This window comes from Streptomyces sp. Je 1-4 4N24 (assembly GCF_026239515.1).
Lineage (GTDB): Bacteria > Actinomycetota > Actinomycetes > Streptomycetales > Streptomycetaceae > Streptomyces > Streptomyces nigrescens.
Window position 1 is genome coordinate 446,444 of sequence record NZ_CP110836.1, and the last position, 19,756, is coordinate 466,199.

The 19,756-nt window shown below is 71.8% G+C and carries 17 protein-coding genes and 1 pseudogene; 12 read left to right on the top strand and 6 right to left on the bottom strand.

Annotation, left to right across the window (positions count from 1 at the left end; all coding sequences use genetic code 11):
* Nucleotides 1-8 precede the first annotated feature (8 nt).
* From SLV14N_RS02040 to SLV14N_RS02070, 7 genes and pseudogenes are all read left to right on the top strand, one after another.
* Nucleotides 9-1,823 (top strand): TIGR03767 family metallophosphoesterase, encoded by a 1,815-nt coding sequence (locus SLV14N_RS02040; protein ID WP_263267743.1) that lies wholly within the window; start codon nucleotides 9-11, stop codon nucleotides 1,821-1,823.
* 569 nt (nucleotides 1,824-2,392) lie between these two features.
* Nucleotides 2,393-3,568, top strand: a complete 1,176-nt coding sequence (locus tag SLV14N_RS02045; RefSeq protein WP_263267745.1) for a barstar family protein — start codon at nucleotides 2,393-2,395, stop codon at nucleotides 3,566-3,568.
* A 242-nt stretch (nucleotides 3,569-3,810) separates the two neighbouring features.
* Entirely contained in the window at nucleotides 3,811-5,418 is a 1,608-nt protein-coding gene (gene dacB, locus SLV14N_RS02050) for a D-alanyl-D-alanine carboxypeptidase/D-alanyl-D-alanine-endopeptidase (RefSeq protein WP_263267746.1), read from the top strand.
* Nucleotides 5,419-5,484: 66 nt separating this feature from the next.
* Nucleotides 5,485-5,739: pseudogene (locus tag SLV14N_RS02055) on the top strand (ADP-ribosylglycohydrolase family protein); the annotation flags it as partial.
* A 116-nt stretch (nucleotides 5,740-5,855) separates the two neighbouring features.
* Nucleotides 5,856-6,305 carry an Rrf2 family transcriptional regulator gene (locus SLV14N_RS02060; protein WP_208679445.1) on the top strand — a complete coding sequence of 150 codons (450 nt, stop codon included), beginning with the start codon at nucleotides 5,856-5,858 and terminating at the stop codon, nucleotides 6,303-6,305.
* Between the two features lie 187 nt (nucleotides 6,306-6,492).
* Complete coding sequence (locus SLV14N_RS02065) at nucleotides 6,493-7,740, top strand: globin domain-containing protein (protein ID WP_263267749.1); 1,248 nt, start codon at nucleotides 6,493-6,495, stop codon at nucleotides 7,738-7,740.
* 255 nt (nucleotides 7,741-7,995) lie between these two features.
* Nucleotides 7,996-8,532 (top strand): GNAT family N-acetyltransferase, encoded by a 537-nt coding sequence (locus tag SLV14N_RS02070; RefSeq protein WP_208679447.1) that lies wholly within the window; start codon nucleotides 7,996-7,998, stop codon nucleotides 8,530-8,532.
* Between the two features lie 104 nt (nucleotides 8,533-8,636).
* Here the strand turns inward: SLV14N_RS02070 and SLV14N_RS02075 are convergent, their stop codons facing one another.
* On the bottom strand, nucleotides 8,637-9,611 hold the full coding sequence (locus SLV14N_RS02075; RefSeq protein ID WP_259670062.1) for a PhzF family phenazine biosynthesis protein: 975 nt from the start codon (nucleotides 9,609-9,611) through the stop codon (nucleotides 8,637-8,639).
* Between the two features lie 85 nt (nucleotides 9,612-9,696).
* On the opposite strand from SLV14N_RS02075, the gene SLV14N_RS02080 reads away from it, so the two are divergent.
* The 4 genes from SLV14N_RS02080 to SLV14N_RS02095 all read left to right on the top strand — a co-directional run bounded on the left by SLV14N_RS02080 (nucleotide 9,697) and on the right by SLV14N_RS02095 (nucleotide 12,444).
* The gene (locus SLV14N_RS02080; RefSeq protein WP_263267751.1) at nucleotides 9,697-10,623 is read left to right on the top strand and encodes a LysR family transcriptional regulator; all 927 of its coding nucleotides are present in this window, start codon (nucleotides 9,697-9,699) and stop codon (nucleotides 10,621-10,623) included.
* A gap of 200 nt (nucleotides 10,624-10,823) precedes the next feature.
* On the top strand, nucleotides 10,824-11,345 hold the full coding sequence (locus SLV14N_RS02085; protein ID WP_208679449.1) for a hypothetical protein: 522 nt from the start codon (nucleotides 10,824-10,826) through the stop codon (nucleotides 11,343-11,345).
* 68 nt (nucleotides 11,346-11,413) lie between these two features.
* Entirely contained in the window at nucleotides 11,414-11,857 is a 444-nt protein-coding gene (locus SLV14N_RS02090; RefSeq protein ID WP_263267754.1) for a hypothetical protein, read from the top strand.
* On the top strand, nucleotides 11,854-12,444 hold the full coding sequence (locus SLV14N_RS02095; RefSeq protein WP_263267756.1) for an SMI1/KNR4 family protein: 591 nt from the start codon (nucleotides 11,854-11,856) through the stop codon (nucleotides 12,442-12,444). The genes SLV14N_RS02090 and SLV14N_RS02095 overlap by 4 nt, the downstream gene beginning before the upstream one ends.
* A 120-nt stretch (nucleotides 12,445-12,564) precedes the next feature.
* On the opposite strand, the gene SLV14N_RS02100 is transcribed toward SLV14N_RS02095, so the two are convergent.
* On the bottom strand, nucleotides 12,565-13,554 hold the full coding sequence (locus SLV14N_RS02100; protein ID WP_208679452.1) for an ornithine cyclodeaminase family protein: 990 nt from the start codon (nucleotides 13,552-13,554) through the stop codon (nucleotides 12,565-12,567).
* A 181-nt stretch (nucleotides 13,555-13,735) separates the two neighbouring features.
* Nucleotides 13,736-15,064 carry a serine hydrolase gene (locus tag SLV14N_RS02105; RefSeq protein ID WP_263267758.1) on the bottom strand — a complete coding sequence of 443 codons (1,329 nt, stop codon included), beginning with the start codon at nucleotides 15,062-15,064 and terminating at the stop codon, nucleotides 13,736-13,738.
* A gap of 347 nt (nucleotides 15,065-15,411) precedes the next feature.
* On the opposite strand from SLV14N_RS02105, the gene SLV14N_RS02110 reads away from it, so the two are divergent.
* Entirely contained in the window at nucleotides 15,412-15,669 is a 258-nt protein-coding gene (locus SLV14N_RS02110; protein ID WP_018091550.1) for a WhiB family transcriptional regulator, read from the top strand.
* Nucleotides 15,670-15,812: 143 nt separating this feature from the next.
* On the opposite strand, the gene SLV14N_RS02115 is transcribed toward SLV14N_RS02110, so the two are convergent.
* From SLV14N_RS02115 to SLV14N_RS02125, 3 genes are read right to left on the bottom strand one after another with little or no spacing between them, the layout of a single operon-like run.
* Nucleotides 15,813-16,472, bottom strand: coding sequence for an NADPH-dependent FMN reductase (locus SLV14N_RS02115; RefSeq protein ID WP_263267760.1), 660 nt, complete (start codon nucleotides 16,470-16,472; stop codon nucleotides 15,813-15,815).
* A 38-nt stretch (nucleotides 16,473-16,510) separates the two neighbouring features.
* On the bottom strand, nucleotides 16,511-18,760 hold the full coding sequence (locus SLV14N_RS02120; protein WP_263267762.1) for a xanthine dehydrogenase family protein molybdopterin-binding subunit: 2,250 nt from the start codon (nucleotides 18,758-18,760) through the stop codon (nucleotides 16,511-16,513).
* Nucleotides 18,757-19,755, bottom strand: a complete 999-nt coding sequence (locus SLV14N_RS02125) for a xanthine dehydrogenase family protein subunit M (RefSeq protein WP_263267763.1) — start codon at nucleotides 19,753-19,755, stop codon at nucleotides 18,757-18,759. Before SLV14N_RS02125 ends, SLV14N_RS02120 begins: the two co-directional genes overlap by 4 nt.
* Between the last annotated feature and the right edge of the window lies 1 nt (nucleotide 19,756).

Sequence of the window (19,756 nt, forward strand, 5' to 3'; positions counted from 1 at the left end):
AGGGCCTGATGGCCGGTATGACCCAGATCCCCACCAACCGTCGTAGTTTTCTCCTCACTTCCGGTGCCGCCGTCGCCGGAGCCGGTGCCGCGTGGGCACTGCCGGGCCAGCGCAGCAGCAGCGCTGCGCCGAACGCCGGACACGCGCAGACTCTCCCCCGCACCGCTCCGGCCCGCCCGGCCGTACGCCGCGCGGCACCGCACGGAGCCACCACGCTGGACACCACGGCGCGCCTCGTCGGCAGCGGGGGCTACCGCCGCCTCACCTCCGGTCCGGGCTGGCCCCTGGTCGTCCGGGGTGAACTCGCCGCCGCGTCGGCCGGGCGCCAGGACCGCCGGACCGCCCTGGCGTGCTTCGTCCAGTTCACCGACCTCCATGTGGTCGATGTCCAGAGCCCGTTGCGCACCGAGTTCCTGCGCGCCGGTTCGCCGGGAACGTGGCGGGCGCAGGAGGCGCTGTCGGTGGCCGGTTCGGTCTCGCTGGTGGAGCAGGCCAACGCGCTCGGCGGCGGTCCGCACACGGGCCGTCCGCCGGCGTTCGTCATGTCCACGGGTGACAACATCGACAACCACTCCATGGTGGAGCTGGAGTGGTTCCTCACCCTGATGAGCGGCGGCCGCATCACCCCCAACACCGGAGACCCGACGTCCTTCGAAGGCGTACAGAACTCCGGTCTCGCGCTGTACTGGCATCCGGACGACGGGCTGCGCGACCAGGACAAGAAGCGCGGGCTGCCGTCGATACCCGGCTACCTCGAAGCCGCGATGCGCCCGGTCGTCAGCCCCGGTCTGCGCATGCCCTGGTACTCGACGCCCGGCAACCACGACGACCTGCCGGGCGGCTGTCTGGCCCCGCAGGACCCGGTGCTGACGGAGTACATCACCGGGGCGCGCAAGCTGTTCTCCGTACCGGACGCCGATGTGGCCGCGTTCGCCAAGGTTCTGGACACCGGCGACGACCCCAAGAGCACCGTGCTCAAGGAGATCCTCGCCCGCAATGCCGCCGGAGCACGGACCGTGACCCCCGACGAGCGGCGGCGCATGGCCACCCCGCACGAGTATCTGCGGGCCCACCTGAACCCGGCCTTCGCCGGAGCGGGACCCGTCGGACACGGCTACACCGACAATCACCTCGACGGCGACCGGATGTACTACTCCTTCCCCGTCGCGGAAGGTGTCATCGGCATCAGCATCGACACCACCTACCGCAGCGGCCACTACGAAGGGTCGCTGGGTACCGAACAGCTCCAGTGGCTGGAGCGCACGTTGGCCGCCCACAGCTCCCGTCATTACGACGCGGACGGCCGGCTGGTGCGCAACGCCGGCGCCGATGACGCACACATCCTGGTGTTCAGCCACCACCACAGCCCGAGCATGACCCGGCGGCCCGACGCCGCGCGCGCGGAGGAGAAGCGGCACGACGGCGAGGAGGTCATCGCCCTGCTGAGCCGGTTCCCGAACGTGGTCGCATGGATCAACGGCCACAGCCACATCAATCGCATCACCCCGCACACCCACCCCACGGCCGACCGTTCCTTCTGGGAGGTCAACACCGCCTCGCATATGGACTATCCGCAGCACGCCCGGGTCATCGAACTCGTCGACAACCACGACGGGACGCTGTCCCTGTTCACCACCCTCATCGAGTCCGCCGCGCCCCACCGCACGGACTTCGACGACCTGTCGGCCGTCGGCCTCGCGTCCCTCTACCGCGAACTGGCCTACAACGCACCCGGCCTGGCCGGGATGACCGGCGCAGTCCATGAAGTCATGGCGGGCACCCCCGCGGACCGCAACACCGAACTCCTCGTCCGACGGGCCTGATCCGGGGCGAGTCCGGGCCTGATCCGGGGCTCGTCCGGGCTGATCCGGGGCTGGTCCGGGGCTGACCCGGAGACCGCGACGGTGAGGTCCGCCTCACTGCCCGGGTGATGCCAGTCGCGCGGCACGGTCATGTGCGCGCACTCCAGGGACGGTTTCGCCGTGCAGGGCTGCCAGTTGAGCCGCTGGTGGGCGTAGCGGGCCGGTACCGGCGGCCCGGAGCGGTCCGCCGCCCGGGCCGGCGGCGCGGTGGGCAGCACGGCCGACAGCAATGCGGCCGCCGCCATTCCCGACAGCGCGGCCCTCGGCCACCGTGGTGTTCTGAACGCGGACATCGATCCTCCTGTCGGCGCGCGGAGTGCGCTGCCACGGCAAGGATCCTCGGCGCCCCGCGGCCCGCGGTCGATCACACTGGTGCCCGTTCCCAAGGTGGCACCAGCACCACCACGCCTCTCCCCACCCAGCACCACTCCCCCTTCGCGCACACCGCCGCCGTCCCGGTCGCCGTGCCACGCCAACAGCTCCGTAATGTGAGGCTGTTGACGGGGACATCTGAAGAAACCGGGGGCGGAGTGCAGAGCAAGGACCGTGCCGTATGGGACCGGAGCTTTCCGGTGAAGTACCTGCTGGTGCGGGAGGACGAAGAGGACGCGGAGGGCGAGGAACAGCTGTGGGCCCGGTGCGCGGCGGTGGAGGGGCTGTTCGTGGACCCGGTGCCGCTATCGCGGGAGGTCCTGACCCTGCGCGGCTGCGCTCCGGCGGGCTCGTTGCGCAGCGCCGTGATCCGGCCGGAAGCGGCGGCAGGTCTCCTCGGCGACATGCTGGTCGAGGTCTCGGACGACACCCAGCCGGTGGGGTGGTGGGAGCTGGTGGACGCGGTCGTCCTTGCCCAGCACCCATGCCGGACCGACCCTTCACTGGTGGACGTCGTGATGGGGGCCGGCGTCAAGAAACTGGAGGGCGGTGTCAGCACACCGCCCCCGTCGCCGCGGTTCGAGCTGTTCACCGGCATGAACGCCACCGCGGGCCACTGCCTCGCGATGGACGGCCTGTTCGCAGCACGGCACGAACCGGCCAAGATCCCCATGGAGCTCATCGGCTGCGAACCCACGGAACCGCTGCTCTCCGTGCTGCGCAGGCCAAGCCGGTGGGAGCGGGCCGGGGCCGAGCTGTGGACGCTGGACCGCACCGGCCGGACAATGGCGCGCCATGTCATCGGCCTGGACATCGACGGGGCGCGGCCGTCCGTGCTCGGGGGCGCGCTGATCGACATCACCCTCACCGACGGCGGCGACAACCGCCCCTCGCCGGCCACCCGTACGGTCTGGGAATCCTGGTACCAGGGTTTCCCGACGGCCCCCAACCAGTGGGCGTCCTACGGCTCGCAGGGCAGGGCCGAGTGGCTCAGGCTCACTCTCCGGGCCACGAGGGTCCGACGCCCCGACCGCTCGGGCGGTGTCCACCACCTCGACGGCCGCTACGTCACGGACGTGCCCGGCCTGCACTGCGCGTTGGGCGAGGCGCTCGCCGGTCCCGGAGGGTACTTCGGGTGGGGGTGGGACGCGTTCCGGGACTGCCTGTGCGGCGGGTTCGGCGTGACGCCGCCCTTCACCCTGATCTGGCACGACGCCGGCATCGCCCGCCAGGCCCTGGCGGATGTCGTGTACGACCCGGAGGAAGGGCTCTCCTACTTCGAGGAGGTCGTGCAGGCCCTGGAGCGCTCCCGTGTCACGGTCGTCCTTGAGTGAGGACGTGACGGGTGGGTCGTGACGGGTGGGCCGTGGCGGGTGAATCGTGACGGGTGGGTCGTGGCGGGTGGGTCGTGGCGGGTCGTCGGCGGCGCCCCTCGTCTGCCGTCCGGACAGGAGCGCTGGGGCGTCCGGGGGACCCGGGCCGACGTGCCGCCTCCCCGCAGTGGTGGTGGGCAGTACCGTCAGGGGGTTGCATATCGGCAGATATGCGGCAGAACAACACCATTGGTGGAGCCTGTATGCCCCTCTCCGTCACACCGCGGCCGGCCCGACGGCGTATCGCCGGCAGCCTGGGCGTGCTGCTGGCCGTCGGCGTCGTCCTCATCGGCCTCATCCAGGCGGCGCCGTCCGCCCCGCGCCGCGAGCTCGATCCGCGGATCGCTTCGATCATGCGGAAGCCGGACTACCGGCATGCCCAGTGGGGGCTTTTCCAGCAGAATCCACAGACCGGCAAGGTGACCCAGTCCCGTTACACCGGCCAGTTCTTCATCCCCGGTTCAACGGCCAAACTGTTCAGCGTCAGCGGGACCTGGCACACCCTGGGCGGCGACCATCGCTTCGTCACGCCGCTCCACGCCGTCGGGCAGCGCCGGAACGCGACGCTCAAGGGCGATCTTGACCTGGTCGCGCAGGGCGATCTGACCCTCGGCGGCAGAACGCGCAAGGACGGCACCGTCGCGTTCACCGCCATCGACCACACCTACGCCAACGACGTCCCGGGGGCCACCCTCACCCCGCAGGACCCGCTGGCCGGCATCGACCAGCTGGCCCGGCAGGTACGTCAGTCGGGGATCCGCCGGGTCGACGGCGATGTGGTCATCGACGCGCGTCTGTTCCAACTGGACCCCGCCCTCAATCCGGTCCCCACACCGCTGATCATCAATGACAACGTCATCGATCTGCTCACCACCCCCGGCGCCGGACCAGGCGACCCCGCCGGGCTGGAATGGCGCCCGAGGGTCGCGCCCTACCGCGTCACATCCTCCGTCCGCACGGTCGCGGCGGGCACACCGTCCGACATCACCGCGAGCAGCTCCGCCGACGGCACCCGCATCCAGCTGACCGGCACCATCGCCGCCGGATCGGCCCCCGTCCTGCGGATCTCCCCCATCAAGGACCCGAACGCCTTCGGCCGCAGCGCCCTGATCGAGGCACTGAAGCGGGCCGGGGTCGAGGTCCGCGCGAAGGCCGTCGGCCCCAACCCCGTCCGCCAGTTGCCGCGCTCCTACCAGGGCGCCCCCACCGTGGCCCGCTACACCTCCCCCTCGTACGCCCAGTACGCCAAGCTCATCCTCAAGGTGAGCCACAACCTCGGGGCGAACCTGGGGATGTGCCTGATGGCCACCAGCGCGGGAAGCACCGACTGCGAGGCCGGATTCCCCGTACTCGCCACGTTCCTGAAGCGTGCCCAGGTGGACCGCAAGGCCGTACAACTCGCCGACGGCCGCGGCGGCAACCCGGCCGACCGGACCACCCCGCGGGCCCTGGCGCAGATCCTGACGTACTGGCAGCGCACCCCCGAGGCAGAGCGCTTCCGTACCTCGCTGCCGATCCTGGGCGTCGACGGGACCCTGGCGGACTCCTGCCGCAGCTGCCCCTCACGCGGCAAGGTCTTCGCCAAGACCGGCACCGCGGCGGGCGGCGACCTCCTCAACGACCGGCTGGCCGTGGGCGCCGAAACCACGGCCGGCTACCTGGAGACCCGCAAGGGCCACTACGACGTCTTCTTCGCCGGAGTGAACGGCGCCGCCACCCCCACCGCCGACATCAACGGCGTGCTGACCATCGCCAACGACGTGTCCGCCGTCGCGGCCTACCTCCAACAACAGGCCGCCGGGCAGCACTGAGCAGCGTGGCGGGTGAGCGTGGCCGCCCGCGCGGCCCGAGCGGAGGTCCGTTCCGCTCCCTCGACGCCATGCCTGGGCTCCGCCGTATGGGCCCTGCGCACCACCGGCGGCTATGAGGAAGCGATCCGCGCGGCGATCGACCTCGGCGGTGACACGGACACGGTCGCCGCGGTCACCGGTGGCCTCGCGGGCGCCTACTACGGCCTGGACGCGATCCCCGCCCGCTGGACCGCTCCCTTGCACGTTCCGCTGCCGGGCTTCGGTGACCGCGTGCTGAAACTGCCACAGCTGCTCGCCCTTACCCACCGCCTCGCAGTCTGATGCCTGTGCCGCGTCCACCGACCTCCGGCATCCCCCGATCGTGCCCAGGGGCGACGAGGCAGCCACCTTCGGGACTTAAATTGGCATCTTGAATGCCACTTCTATAGAGTGCCGCTGTGCGACTGACCAAAAGCACCGACATCGCCCTCCGTATCGCCATGCGCCTCGCGGTGCTCGGCGATGCGGGTGACGCGCCCACCACCCGGGAGGTGGCGAGCGCCGTCGAGGTGCCGTACACCCATGCCGCCAAAGTGGTGAGCAAGCTCCAGCACCTCGGCGCCGTCGAAGCGCGGCGCGGACGTGGCGGTGGGCTGGCACTGACGGCCGCGGGGCGTACGGGGTCGCTCGGGCGGCTGGTGCGTGAGCTGGAGGGGGTCGATGACGTCGTGGGGTGCGAGGACGATCCGCCGTGTCCACTGCGTGGCGGCTGCCGGCTGCGCGGCGCACTGCGGGCGGCACAGGAAGCGTTCTACGCCTCGCTCGATCCGCTCTCCGTTGCCGACCTGGTCGACCCGCCGACCGGGCCGCTGCTGCTCAGCCTGACACCCGCACCGCCCACCGGCTGAGCGCACCCGGCCAACCGTGCGCGCCCGGGCGCGTAGCGTCCGCCCCCCCCCAGCCCCCATCGCGGTGAAGGTCGCCTTCCCGCACCCCTCAGACCTTCCCACACCCCTCATCTTTTTCGCGGCTGAAAATACGCATCCAAGATGCAAGTTCACCTCCCCCCAACCCTTCGAGAGTCCGGAGTTGTCGATGCTGTCGCCGAAGTCCGCCGAGACCGTACGAGCCACCCTCCCCGCCGTGAGCGGAGCCATCGGCGAGATCACGACGCGCTTCTACGAGAAGCTCTTCGCCGCCCACCCCGAGCTGCTGCGCGACCTCTTCAACCGCGGCAACCAGGCCAACGGCAGTCAGCGGCAGGCCCTCGCCGGGTCCATCGCCACCTTCGCGCGGCATCTCCTCGACCACCCGGACGACCGGCCGGACGGCATGCTCGCGCGGATCGCGCACAAGCACGCCTCTCTCGGGGTGCGGGAGGACCAGTACCCGATCGTGCGGGAGCACCTTTTCGCGGCCATTGCTGACGTGCTCGGCGACGCGGCGACCGAGGACGTGGTGCGGGCCTGGGACGAGGTGTACTGGCTGATGGCGCATGCCCTGATCGCCGTCGAGAAGCGGCTCTTGAGGGAAGCGGGCGTGCGGGACGGCGCGGTTTGGCGTCCCTATCGGGTGGCCGGCCGGATCGAGGAGACCGACGAGGTGGCGACCTTCCTCCTGCGGCCCGCCGACGGCGCTCCCGTCCCAACGTCCCGGTCCGGCCAGTACGTCTCCGTACAGGTCCAACTCCCCGACGGTGCACGGCAGATACGCCAGTACAGCCTGTCGGGGCAGCCGGACGGCGGGCTGCAGATCTCCGTGAAGCGGGTGGCGGCCGGCCGTCGGCCCGACGGTCCGGACGACGCCCCCGCGGGCGAGGTGTCCCAGTATCTGCACACACAGGTGCACGGCGGGGAAATCCTGCACGTGAGCCCGCCGTTCGGTGAGGTGGTGCTGTCCGACGGCGACGGGCCCCTGCTCTTCGCCTCGGCGGGCATCGGCTGTACCCCGATGGTCGGCATGCTCGCGCACCTCGCCGCCACCGGCTCCCGGCGCCGGATCATCACCGCACACGCCGACCGCTCGCCCGCCACGCACCCGTTCCGTACGGATCTCCGCCGGCTGACCGGCAAGCTCGCCGACGCCGCGGCGGAACTCTGGTACGAGGAGGGGGCCCGGGACGAGCAGGAGGGCGCGGAGCGGAGGCCCGGCGGTGCGGTGGACGCGGTGACCGTGCGCACCGGGCTGATGGATCTGACGCAGCTCAGCATCCCGGCCGGCACCACCGCCTATCTGTGCGGACCGGTTCCGTTCATGAAGGCCGTACGGGCCCAACTGCTGGAAGCCGGCGTGCCTTCCGCCGCGATCCACTATGAGGTCTTCGGTCCGGACCTCGGACTCTAGGCACCGCGCCAGGCAATAGGGGCGCGCACCTCTACCGACCGTCGTCTTCACCCCGCGCCGGCTCGTCCTCGGGGACTCACAGAAGTGGGAGCCCGTCTTCTCGGTGATGCGCACCCTGGCCGGGTTGCACGGTGACGACACCGTCCGCCTGATCGTCCACTTCGGCTGAGGCGGCGGTGCACCGGGCGGTTTCCCCTGGTCGGTGAGGTAGGGAGAGCATTGCCAACGGCCGGTGGGAACAGCATGATGCGGGGAATGACAGCACACCTGCCTTCCACAACACCGGCCGTGATCCGGCTGACGCGGTACACGAGGACGGAACTGAGCGAGATCCTCGGGGACGGCCCGGACCCCTTCGGAGTCTCCTGGGCCGGGCTGACCTGGCTGGACAAGGAGGAGCACTTCGGCATCAAGCAGGACGGCCGACTCGTGGCGCACACCGGCCTGGTGACGGTTCCGCTGTCGATCGGCTCCCTGGAGACCCGGGCGGTCGGCTTCGGCGGCGTGGCCGTCTCTTCCGACCTGCGAGGACAGGGACTGGCCCGGATCGTCATGACCGCCGCCCTGGAGCACGCCCGCACGATCGGACCGCCGTACGGCCTCCTCTTCTGCCTGCCGCATCTCCTCCCCCTGTACGAGAGGCTCGGCTGGCGGCGGCTTCACGAGGACGTGGTGGTCGAGCAGCCCGGGGACACCACCACGGTCATGCCGCTGGAGACCATGATGACACCTCTGCGCGACGGGGCGCAGTGGTCGGCCGGGCCGGTGCGGCTGCGGTCACTTCCCATGTGAGCGACGGCCGTTGAGGTCTCGTCGGGGGGCGGGGGCAGTGGTATCGACTGCCGAAATCCGAGGCTCGCGGTCGGCCTTTTCTGCCCCTGGCCCCCGGCGCACCGTCACGGCGCCGGGAGGGGCACCGCCTGTCCCGTCACCCGCACCCGCGGGTCATCGGGGTGGACGTCGACATAGAGGTCGCTGGGGCGGCCCATGTCCTCGCCCTGCCGGATGTGCACCCGCAGGGGCTCGGTGACCAGGCCCAGGGCACGCAGATAGCCGCCGAAGGCCGCCGCCGCGGCGCCGGTGGCCGGGTCTTCCACGACTCCGCCGACCGGGAACGGATCACGGGCGTGGAAAGCGAAGCGGTCACCGGCCTCGCGGTGGACGAGGTGCACGGTGGTCCAGCCGTGCTGCCGCATGAGGGCGTGCAGCGCGTCGAAGTCGTAGTCGAGGGCGGCCAGTTGCTCGCGGCTGCGGACCGCGAGGACAAGGTGGTCGTTGCCCGCGAAGGCGACATGGGGCGGCAGGCCGGTGTCCAGATCGTCGCGGCTCCAGCGGAGCGCGCGCAGCACCGGCTCGACCTGGGTGTCCCGGGCCGGGTGGGAGTGCGCCGGCACGCTGGTCAGCGTGGCGCGGACCAGCCCGTCGTCGAGGCTGGTCCCCACCCGGATCTCGCCGGCGGGAGTCTCGAACAGCAGCTCGCCGGTTCCGTTGCGGGAGGCGAGGGCGACGGCCGTGGCGATGGTGGCGTGTCCGCAGAACGCCACCTCGGCGCGGGGGCTGAAGTACCGCAGCCGGTAACGGCGTGCGGCCGTGTCCTGCGCCGTGACGAACGCGGTCTCCGAGTACCCGACCTCCGCCGCCACGGCGAGCATCCGCGCATCGTCGAGGCCCTCGGCGTCGAGCACCACACCGGCCGGGTTGCCGCCCGCGGGGTCAGCGGTGAAGGCGGAGTAGCGCAGCACCTCGATGCTGTCCGAGATCTGGGCGGTGTCCGGGCTCGGGAGGGTGTCGGGGCTCCGGAGGGTGGCCGGGCTCTCGGCGGTGTGCGGGAGCGGGTTCGGGCCGGTGGAGGACGTCGTCTGTGGGGTCATGGGTCCCACGATGGCATCGCAGCCTGATCGCGTCCAACGATGAATTTCGTTCCTGCCCATCGGATATCGCGATAGCGTGCCGCGGGTGGACACCAGACTTCTGCGTACGTTCGTGACCCTCGCCCGCGCGGGAAGTTTCACCGCCGCGGCCCGCGACCTCCATCTCGCCCAGTCCACGGTCACCGTCCAGATCCGCACGCTGGAGAAGGAGTTGGGCACCCCGCTGTTCGACCGGATGCCGTCGGGGACGGTGCCGACCCGGGCCGGGCAGCGGCTGCTGGAAGAGGCCGAGGACGTACTCGACGCGGTGGCCCGGCTCCGTGCGACGGCCGCGGCCTCGGCCTCGGCCTCGGCCGGGCAGCATGACGCCGAGCGCGGGACGGCCGAGGGGCAGGTGGTCGTCGGCGCGGGTGATTCGCTGTGCTCCGCACGGCTGCCGGGGGTGATCGCCGCCCTGCGGCGCGCGCACCCTCGGCTGGAGGTCCAGCTGCACGCCGTCAGCACGGCCGAGGCGGTGGACGGCCTGCGCACCGGCCGGCTCGACCTCGCGCTGCTGCTGGAGCCGGAGGTCGCCGAGAACGACCTGCTGGCCCACAGGATCGCGAACGAGCCGCTGGCGTATGTGGCGTCCCCCGGTCATCCGCTCGCCGGGCGGGCGGCCGACTGGGACGCACTGTCGCAGGAGTGCTTCTTCGTGCACGAGGAAGGGTGCTCGTACAGTGACCGGCTCGTGCGGACGCTGCTGGGTCTGCCCGGTGCCCGGCCGCGGATCACCCGGTTCGGCAGTATCGACGCCGCCCGGTCGTGCGTCGCGGCCGGTCTCGGGCTGACGCTGCTCCCGCGTGTGACGGTCGAACGCCACCTTCGTGAGGGCCGGTTGACCATGGTGGAGGGCCCCGAGGCCCCGCCCGTTCCGGTGCAGCTCGTCCGGCACCGGAGACGGTGGTTCGCGCCGGGCGCGCGGATCGTGGCCGAGGAGATGACGCGGACCTTCGCCGCCACGGAGGCGTGAGCGGAGGCCTGACCGGAGGCGTGAGCGGAGGCGTGACGGAGACCGGGGCGGCAGCCGTCACCGGGGAGCCGCCCGTCCCCTCGCGTCCGGACCGTCCTCGTCGGCTCAGGAGTGCCACGGGAGTTCGTATGTGTCCTTCGTCCGCGTGGACGCCCGGCGCGTCGTTTGGACAGCTCACGGGCCTCCGACACCGTGAAGGCGTGCGCCCTCTCCTCCTTCGCCTCGTCGCAGCCGCGGCCGTTCTCCTGGCCGCCGGCGGCTGTGTGTCCCTTCCCGCCGGCGGCTCCCCGCAGGCCCCCGGTCCCGCACCGGGCGGACGCACGGTCGCCCCGGCCCGGCCCTCGCCCCTGCTGCTGCCGACCAAGGGGGCACCGCGTGAGCAGCTGGTGGATGTGGTGTCCGCACGGAAGAAGGCGAAGCGGCCCGCGGCGTCACCGAAGGGGCATGCCGTTCCCCGGCACGCCGCGCCGGGGAACCGGACGGAACGGCGGCCCGTGGGACGGCCGGTGCCGCCGCCCGCTCGCTCCGCGGCGGCGAGGCCCCGTCCGGTGCCGGTACGCACGGCGCCGAGGCAGCGGCACCATGCGGAGGTGCCGCGGCGCACGCTCCGGCGGCCGCCGCGGCCCCGCTCGACGGTCGATGCCGGTGTGGTGTGCCGGATGGCCGCCGGCCGCGTCCGGGCGGATCTGCTGCGGCTGTGCCATCGGACGTACGGACGCTGAAGCGGCACGGCACGGCGCGGTCGGCCCCGGCCCGGCCGCGGCTGCGACGGGCAGGGGAGAATGCTGCGATGAAGCGAAGAGCCCGCTCGGCGGCGCTGGTCTGTATCGGAGCCCTCACCCTGCTGTCCGGCTGCACCGCGGACCGTGACACACCGTCCGGCCGCCCCTCCGAAACCCCCGGCCCCACGGCCACCACCACCCTCGCGCCCGGTGCCGCGGCCCAACTGGCCGACCGCTACCGGCGCTCCGGCGGGGCGCACGAGGTGTACGGAATTCAGCAGAAGTCCGGTCCGGGCGGCGTCCCCCTGCTGATCGTGTGGACGCACAACCCGGATGACGACAGCGCTGTCTTCGACGAGCTGAAGGATTCGATCATCGGCTTCTTGCAGCGCAAGGAGGGCCTTTCGCTGAAGAAGGGCTACTTGATGGACGTGTTCGGCCCGAAGGGTGCGCTGCAGCACCGTCTCGACGCCCGCCCGTTAGCCGGCTGGCGGGGAGGAGACAGTGGATGAAGAGTGACGCGGGTCCCCCGGCAGGACAGGCCGGGGACTGGGATGCGGAGGCCGTACGGGCCCGGCTCGGCGAACTGGCGCTGCGGGACCCGGAATTCACCCGGTTCGGCTCCGATGAACACCGCTACCGGCTCACCCCGCCACTGCCGGAGGCGGCCCTCCGGGCCTTCGAGGAGCGGTACGCCGTCCGGCTGCCCGATTCCTACCGCACGTTTCTCGCCCGGGTCGGCGGCTCCGGGGCCGGTCCCCAATACGGACTGCTGCCGCTCGACGAGCCCCTTCCCGTCGAGAGCGAGGACGCCGTCGACGATCTGCGGGAACAGGACCGGCGTCCGGGCTTTCTGGCGGCTCCTTTCCCGCTCTGTGGGGAGTGGCGGGGCAGTCCGGCCGAGCGGTTCGACGAGGAGGCGGAGCGCACGAGGGTGGCGGGGTCCCTGGTCATCGCCGAGTCGGGGTGCGGGGAGTTCGTCCGGCTCGTCATCACCGGGCCGTCCGCCGGTCAGGTCTGGTTCGACGACATGACCTGGGCTCACATCAGGCCCGGCCCCGGCTTCCGGGACTGGTATCTGGCCTGGCTGCTGCGCTGAACCGGGAAGCCGTGCCCGGCACTTGCCCCGGCCCGACCTGCCACGGGCCGACCTGCCACGGGCCGACCTGCCACGGCCCACGGGCAGCCCGTCCGGCGCCCGCCGGCGATTCCCTCCGCGTCACTCCAGCCGGATCTCCGCCCCGACCGACCGCTCCCGGGCGGCCGCGACGACCAGGGCCGCGGCCGCGGCATCCTGCACCGCCACGCCGACGGACTTGTAGAGGGTGATCTGCTCTTCCGAGGAACGGCCCGGTGAGCTGCCGGCGAGGAGTTCACCCAGCTCGGCGTGCACATGTCCTTCCTTGATGATGCCGTCGCGGAGAGGGCTCAGCAGATCGTTGCTGCCCGCGGGGAAGGGGGCCAGCGCGGCCTGCCGCGACTCGACGCACACCAACGCTTCGGCGACCGTGGCGTCGTCGACCTCCCGGCCGGCCGGGTTGAAGCCCACCGAGGTCACATGCACTCCTGGTGTCAGCCAGGAACGGCGGATCACGGGGTCGACGGCGTGGGTGGCCGCGGCGGCGATATCGGCGCCGTCGAGTGCCTCGGCGTAGGTGGCTGCCGCCTCGACGGGTACCTGGAGCGCGGCGGACAGTTCGTCGGCCAGGGCGGTCGCCTTCGCCCGGTCACGGCCGGCCACCCGGATCTGCCGGATCGGGCGCACCCGGCACATCGCTTGGGCATGCGACCGGGCCTGCGCCCCGGTGCCCAGAACGGCCAGCACCGAGGCGTCCTCACGGGCCAGCAGACGCGCCGAGAGCGCCGAGCCGGCAGCGGTCCGCGCCGCGGTGATCGCCGTACCGTCCAACAACGCCGTGGGCTCACCGGTGTGCGGATCGAAGGCGACGATCAGGGCCTGGTGGGTCGGCACAGGGGTGCCGCCGTTGTGAGGGAAGACGGAGACCAGCTTGCTCATGAGCACCCCGGCCGACGGCACGAAGCCCGGCATGGCCGCCAGGAAGCCGTCCCGTTCCGGCACCAGCGCGGCGACACGGTCCGGGGCGGACGCCCGGCCCGCGCTGAGATCCGTCATCGCCGACGCCAGGGCGTCGATCAGCGCATCCAGGTCGAGCAGTGCCTCGACCTGCGAACGCCCGAGAACCAGCATCCGCCTCAACCTCCTGCTCAGAGCTGCCCGGCCGGCCCGCGCCGGCCGAGGAGTCGACCGTAACCCCCTCCGTGCGTTCCCGTCTCCCCTGGTTCCTGACGAGCGGCCGGTGCGGCTTCCGGGGCGCACCGTTGCCGGTTGCCCGGCCACCACCAGTGGTTGACGCCTGCGGGGCGGCCGCTCAGACCGGGTCCAGGGTGCAGGGGTGGCTCAGGTAGTTGCCGAGCCGGCCCTCGGTATCGCCGTTCTTGTAGGCGTGCGCCTCACCGGTCAGCGCGCCCGCTTCGAGCCGGAGGCCGAGTCCCAGCTCCGGGCTGTTGATCCGGGCGTCCGCGGTCGGGAGCTGCAACGGGAGGGAGGCGTGCAGGTCCCAGGCCGCCGAGGCGCTCGCCGGGACGGTGACGCTCGCGCCGGCCAGCCGCAGTTCGATCTGCCGGCCCGGCAGCACCCGGAGGGAAACCGGCACCTCCCGCTCGGGCGCGCTGATCCGGCCCGTCCATTCGCCCTCCGGCAGCATCATCGGGCGCGGCGGATCGGCGATCACGGGCGTGATCGACTCGGCGGTCCAGTCCGGGACCAGTTCGCCCAGCACGTACCGGAGGATCGCGTCGCGGGCCGCCTTGTTCGTGGAGTTGGTGAGCACCGCGACGGAGAGCCGTCGCTCGGGTAGCGCGACGGCCATCGCGGCCACTCCGGGCCCGCCACCGCCGTGGCTCTGCACCAGCGGACCGTCGCCCGAGGACAGGCACCAGCCGAGCCCGTATCCCAGATGCTCGTTGACCGGCAGTGCGTGCCGTACGGCCGCCGCGGTCTCCGGCTTCAGCAGACGGTCGTACGACTGGGCGAACAGCGCCAGCTCACCGGCCGGGGCCCAGCCGAGGGTCGCGCCCGGGTGGCCGCAGTCGTAATCGGGGTAGGCACGGCCGTCGGACGTGTAGCGGAGCGCCGACGGTGCCGGGGCCGGGGGTACCGGCCCGAGGTGGCAGCCGGTGAGCCCGAGCGGCTCGAAGACCCGTGAGCGGACGCAGACGCCCAGGTCCTGGCCGGTGGCCTGCTCCAGGAGGCGGCCGAGGAGGCGGTAGCCGAGGTTGGCGTAGCCGAAGCCGGTACCCGGTGCGCGGTAGGGCACGGCGTAGCGGTCCGGGTCGCGCACCCGCTCACCGTCGCCGTAGTCCCAGTCGTAGTACGGCCCCAAGCCGCCCCTGTGCTGGAGCAGTTGGCGTACGGTCGGGGCCGGCCACCGGTCGGCGCCCGGCAGCGGGACGGGGGCGTCCAGGTCCAGGAGTCCTTCGTCGGCCGCATGGCAGACGGCGGTCGCGGTCATCGGCTTGGTGACGGAAGCCAGCCCGTACACCGTGTCCGGCGTGGCCGGCCGGCCGGTGGCGACATCGGCCGACCCGTAGGCCGCGGCGAGGACCACCTCACCACGCTCGGCCACCGCGACGGAGACCGACGGACACCCGTGCTCCGCCAGCATCCCGGTGCAGTACTCGCTCAGCCCGTCCAGCATGTCGCGCCCCTCCCCGTCGTATGCGTTCCCACATCACTTCACGGCTGTTCACGGGAGTCAAGGAGCAAAGTGCCTGGTCGCAGGCCGCGTTGGCCGTGGTCCGCCCGGCCTCGTTCCGTTCCGGCGCGTGCCCGGGAACGGTCCGCCGTCGTGGCCGTGCCGGACCGAAATGTGATCGGTTCGGGGAGGAATGTGTTCGTTGGGGACGGCTGCGCATTGTGGGCGCAGGATCGGGCACGCGAGGACAGCAGGCGTCCGGGCCAGGAGGCTGCCGCAGCAGCCGGCCGCCCCGGCGCTGTGCCGCACTGGACATCTACCGCGCCCCGCCGCGGAGAACGGAGGCATTCATGGACTGGCGTCACGACGCGGTGTGCCGCGAAGCGGACCCGGAACTTTTCTTTCCCGTCGGCAACACCGGCCCCGCGCTTCTGCAGATCGAGGAGGCCAAGGCCGTCTGCCGCCGCTGCCCGGTGATGGGGCAGTGTCTCCAGTGGGCGCTCGAATCCCGTCAGGACTCGGGTGTCTGGGGCGGTATGAGTGAAGACGAGCGGCGTGCCATGCGGCGTCGGGCCGCTCGGCACCGGGCTCGCCTTGCCTCCGCTTAGGGGCAGCCGTTCCGGCGCTCGTTCCCACGGGTGCCGCACCGGTACAGCATCCCCGTACATGACAGGGGCGGTAGCGGAACGAGGTCCGCTACCGCCCCTGACGGCTCCGGCACCGGGCGGCAGGGCCGCCGCCGGACACCGGCTCAGTCCTCCGCCCGCTGGGTGACCGGGGCCCCGGTGCGGTCCCCCGGGAACTCGTACCACCGGCGCTGCAGACAGACATAGTGCGCATCGGCCTCGACGAGACGGAGGAACGCGGTGACGGTCTCCTCCAGGCGCTGCTGCAGCCCTGCGTCGGTCAGCTGCCCGTCCTCGGTGAAGCCCTGGTGGGCCGCGGCAAGACTGAACATGTCCGGGTAGACACGGGTGCCGAGATGCTCCAGCGAAACCCTCAGCGCCCACAGTCCCCGGTTGCCGCCGACCAGGGACGGGGAGGCGGAGACCAGCAGCGCATGCTTGGTCTTGAACGGTTGCGGCCGGACCCGTGAGACCCAGTCGATCGCGTTCTTCACCACGCCCGGCACGGAGGCGTTGTACTCGGGTGAGGAGAGCACAAAGGCGTCGCACCATTCGAGCCGGTCGCGAAGCGCCAGCGCGCCGTCCGGCAGCCCCTGCGTCTCCTCCACATCACCGTCGTACATCGGCATGCTGAATTCCCGCATCCTGGCGACATCCACGATCGTGTCGGCAGTGGTCAGCATGCGGCCCACGAGGGAGGCCAGACGGGCATTGGTCGATCCGGCCCGCAGCGAAGCCCCGAGAACGAGTACGCGCAGCGGGCCGGGGTGTGCATCCGTGGGCATGGTGATGTCCTTCCGTCGCCGGGCGGGACGGGTCTCGCCTACAGCAGGTGCTCGATTCTGATCGGCAGTTCCCGTGCGCGGTATCCGGTCGCATGGAAGACGGCGTTGGCGATGGCCGCCGCGGCGCCGACCATGCCGACTTCGCCGAGTCCCTTGACGCCGAGCGGGTTGACGACCGTGTCCGGCACTTCCACGAACTCGACGGCGACGTCGGGGGCGTCGGCGTTGACCGGCACCAGGTATTCGCCGAGGCTCGCGTTCGCCCAGCGGCCGTCGCGGGTGTCGGCCAGACTGCCTTCGAGCAGCGCCTGGCCGAGGCCCCAGAGCATGCCGCCGACGGCCTGACTGTGGGCGGTCTTGGCGTTGAGGACCCGGCCGGGAGCGAAGGTGCCGACCATGCGGCGCACCCGGACCGTGCCGAGGTCCGGGTCGACGGCGACCTCGGCGAACTGGGCGCCGAAGGTGGCGAGCCCGTACGGCAGGTTCTGTGGTGGCGGGCTCCAGCTGCCGAGCGCCTCCTGGTCGGTCATGAAGTGACGCTGCATCAGGGCGCTGTAGGTCTCGCCGGTGTCGGGCCGGTCCCGGAGCTGCATCCGTCCCTCGCGGACGACGACGGTGGCGGGGTCCGCCTGGTGCAGCGGGGAGCCGGGGTCGGCGATCGCCTGCTCGATCATCTGGTCGCGGAGCGTGGTGGCGGCCGTGTACACCGCGGCGCTGATCATTCCGGCGCCTGCCGAGCCGACCGCGGCCGCGACGTTCGGCAGGTCGGTGTCGCCGTACTCGAACCGGATGTTCCGCAGGGCGACGCCCAGCCCGTCGGCGGCGACCTGGGTCATGGCGGTACCCACTCCGGTGCCGAACTCCTGGGTGCCGGCCTGCACCACCGCGGTGCCGTCGGCGTAGAGCCGGGCGCGGGCCCGCTGCGGTTGCATGGGGAAGAGCACGGGGTAGCCGGCGGTGGCCATGCCTTTGCCGATGAGCCAGTTGCCGTCCCGCTCGGAGCGGGGTTCGGGGTTGCGCGACTGCCAGTCGAAGCGGGCCGCACCGCGGCGGTAGCACTCCTCCGCGCCGTCACTCGACCAGGGGTGGCCGGTGTTCGGGTCGGCCTCCGCGTGGTTGCGCAGCCGCAACTGCACCGGGTCGACGCCGATTTGGTGGGCCAGCTCGTCCATCAGGCATTCCAGGGCGCACATGCCCGTGGTCTCGCCGGGGCCGCGGGTGAAGGTGGGCGTCATGGTGTTGCTGCGGATCAGCCGGTAGACGCCCTCGTAGTGGGGGCAGGCGTAGGCCTGCGAGGCCATACCGAGCGAGGGTTCGGCCCACTCGTCGAAGGGCGAGGTCAGCGAGAGCTTGTGGTGGCGCAGTGCGGTGAGACGGCCGTCGTCGGTCGCCCCGAGTTCGATGCGTTGTTCCTGCTCCTCGCGGTGGCCGCAGGAGGTGAACATCTGCTCCCGGGTGAGCGCCAGCTTGACCGGTCGGCCCACCTGCCGTGCGGCCAGGGCCGCCAGGGTCACATGCGGCCAGATCATGGCCTTGCAGCCAAATCCCCCGCCGACGAAGGACGCCCGGACCCGCACCTTCGACGGCGGGATGCCCAGCAGTGCCGCCACGGTGCTCTGGGTCGCCACGATGCCCTGGGTGGCGTCGTAGAGGGTGAGCCGGTCGCCGTCCCAGACGGCTGTGGTGGCCGAGGGCTCGATGGGGTTGTGATGGTTTGCTGCGAAATGGTAGGTGGCATCCAGGCGTTGGGTCGCGGCCTTGAAGCCGGCCTCGACATCACCGCGGACGGTGCGTGCGGGAAGGAACCCGGCGAAGATCGCCTCGGGTTCATAGGCCTGGTCCCTGCCCTCGTCCAGGGTGGTGACGGAGGCGCTCCGGTCGTAGTCGACATGGAGCTGCCGGGCCGCGAACTGGGCGCGTTCGAGCGAGTCCGCGATCACCATCGCCACGGGCTGGCCGAAGTAGTGGACGATGTCGTCCTGCAGCGGGAAGAAGCTCTCCCCCGGGGCGGCGTGACCGGCCAGGGACGGCAGCAGGGACGGCCGGCCGGGGATCTTCGGCAGGTTCTGGTGGGTCAGCACGGCGAGCACACCGTCGGCGCGCTCCGCGGCATCCGTGCGGATTCCGGTGATCCGCCCGCTGGCGGTGCGGGCGCCGACCAGGGCGGCGTACGCGGTGTTGGGCAGGGTGATCTCCGCGGAGTAGCGGCCGCGTCCGGTGACTTTGGCGGGGCCGTCGACGCGGTCGACGGGCCGGCCGACGGCTTCGAGTGTGGCGCTCGTGGTCATACCGTCCCGCCTCCCGTCGTGGCAGCGGTCCGCAGGGCACGGACCAGGATCCGCCGGGCGAGTTCCGCCTTGAACGCGTTCATCGGCCGGGTGACGGCGGGGGTCAGTTCGGCGGCAGCGGCCCGTGTGAACGTGCCCTCGTCGGCGCGCTGCCCCACCAAGAGGTCCTCGGCCCGGCGGGCGCGCCACGGTTTGGTTGCCACCCCGCCGAGGGCGAGCCGGGCCTCGCGGATCACTCCGTTCTCCAGCGCCATCGCCGCCGCAGCCGAGGCGAGGGCGAACTCGTAGGACTCGCGGTCCCGCACCTTGAGGTACAGCGATCCGCGCGCCATGGGGAGTGCGGGCACCTCGATCGCGGTGATGAGTTCGCCGGGTGTGAGCGGATGCTCCCGCTCGGGCGTATCGCCGGGGAGCAGGAAGAAGTCATCGACCGGGATGGTGCGGCTGCCGTCCATGCCTTCCACGTGCACCACGGCATCCAGGGCGACGAGGGCGACCGCCACGTCCGAGGGATGGGTGGCAATACAGTGCTCGCTCGTGCCGAGGACGGCATGACCGCGGTTGACACCGTCCAGAGCGGAACAGCCGCTCCCCGGAACGCGCTTGTTGCACGCGGATTCGGGGTCGCGGTAGTAGGCGCACCGCACCCGCTGCATCAGGTTCCCGCCCATCGAGGCCATGTGCCGCAACTGGGCGGAGGCCCCGAGCAGCAGTGCCTGGGACAGCATCGGGAAGCGCTCCACGACCGCGCGGTCCTCCGCGACCTCGCTCATCCTTGCCAGCGCACCGATGAGCAGCCCCCCGTCGGAACGGTCCTCGACGCCGGTCAGCGGAAGCCGGTTGATGTCCACCAGCCGATGCGGTCGCAACACATCCAGCCGCAGCAGATCGACTTCCGTGGTGCCGCCCGCGAGGAAGGAACTACCGGGGTCACTCGTCACGGCCGCGACGGCGCTGTGCACGTCCGTCGCGCGGGTGTAGCTGATGGCACGCACA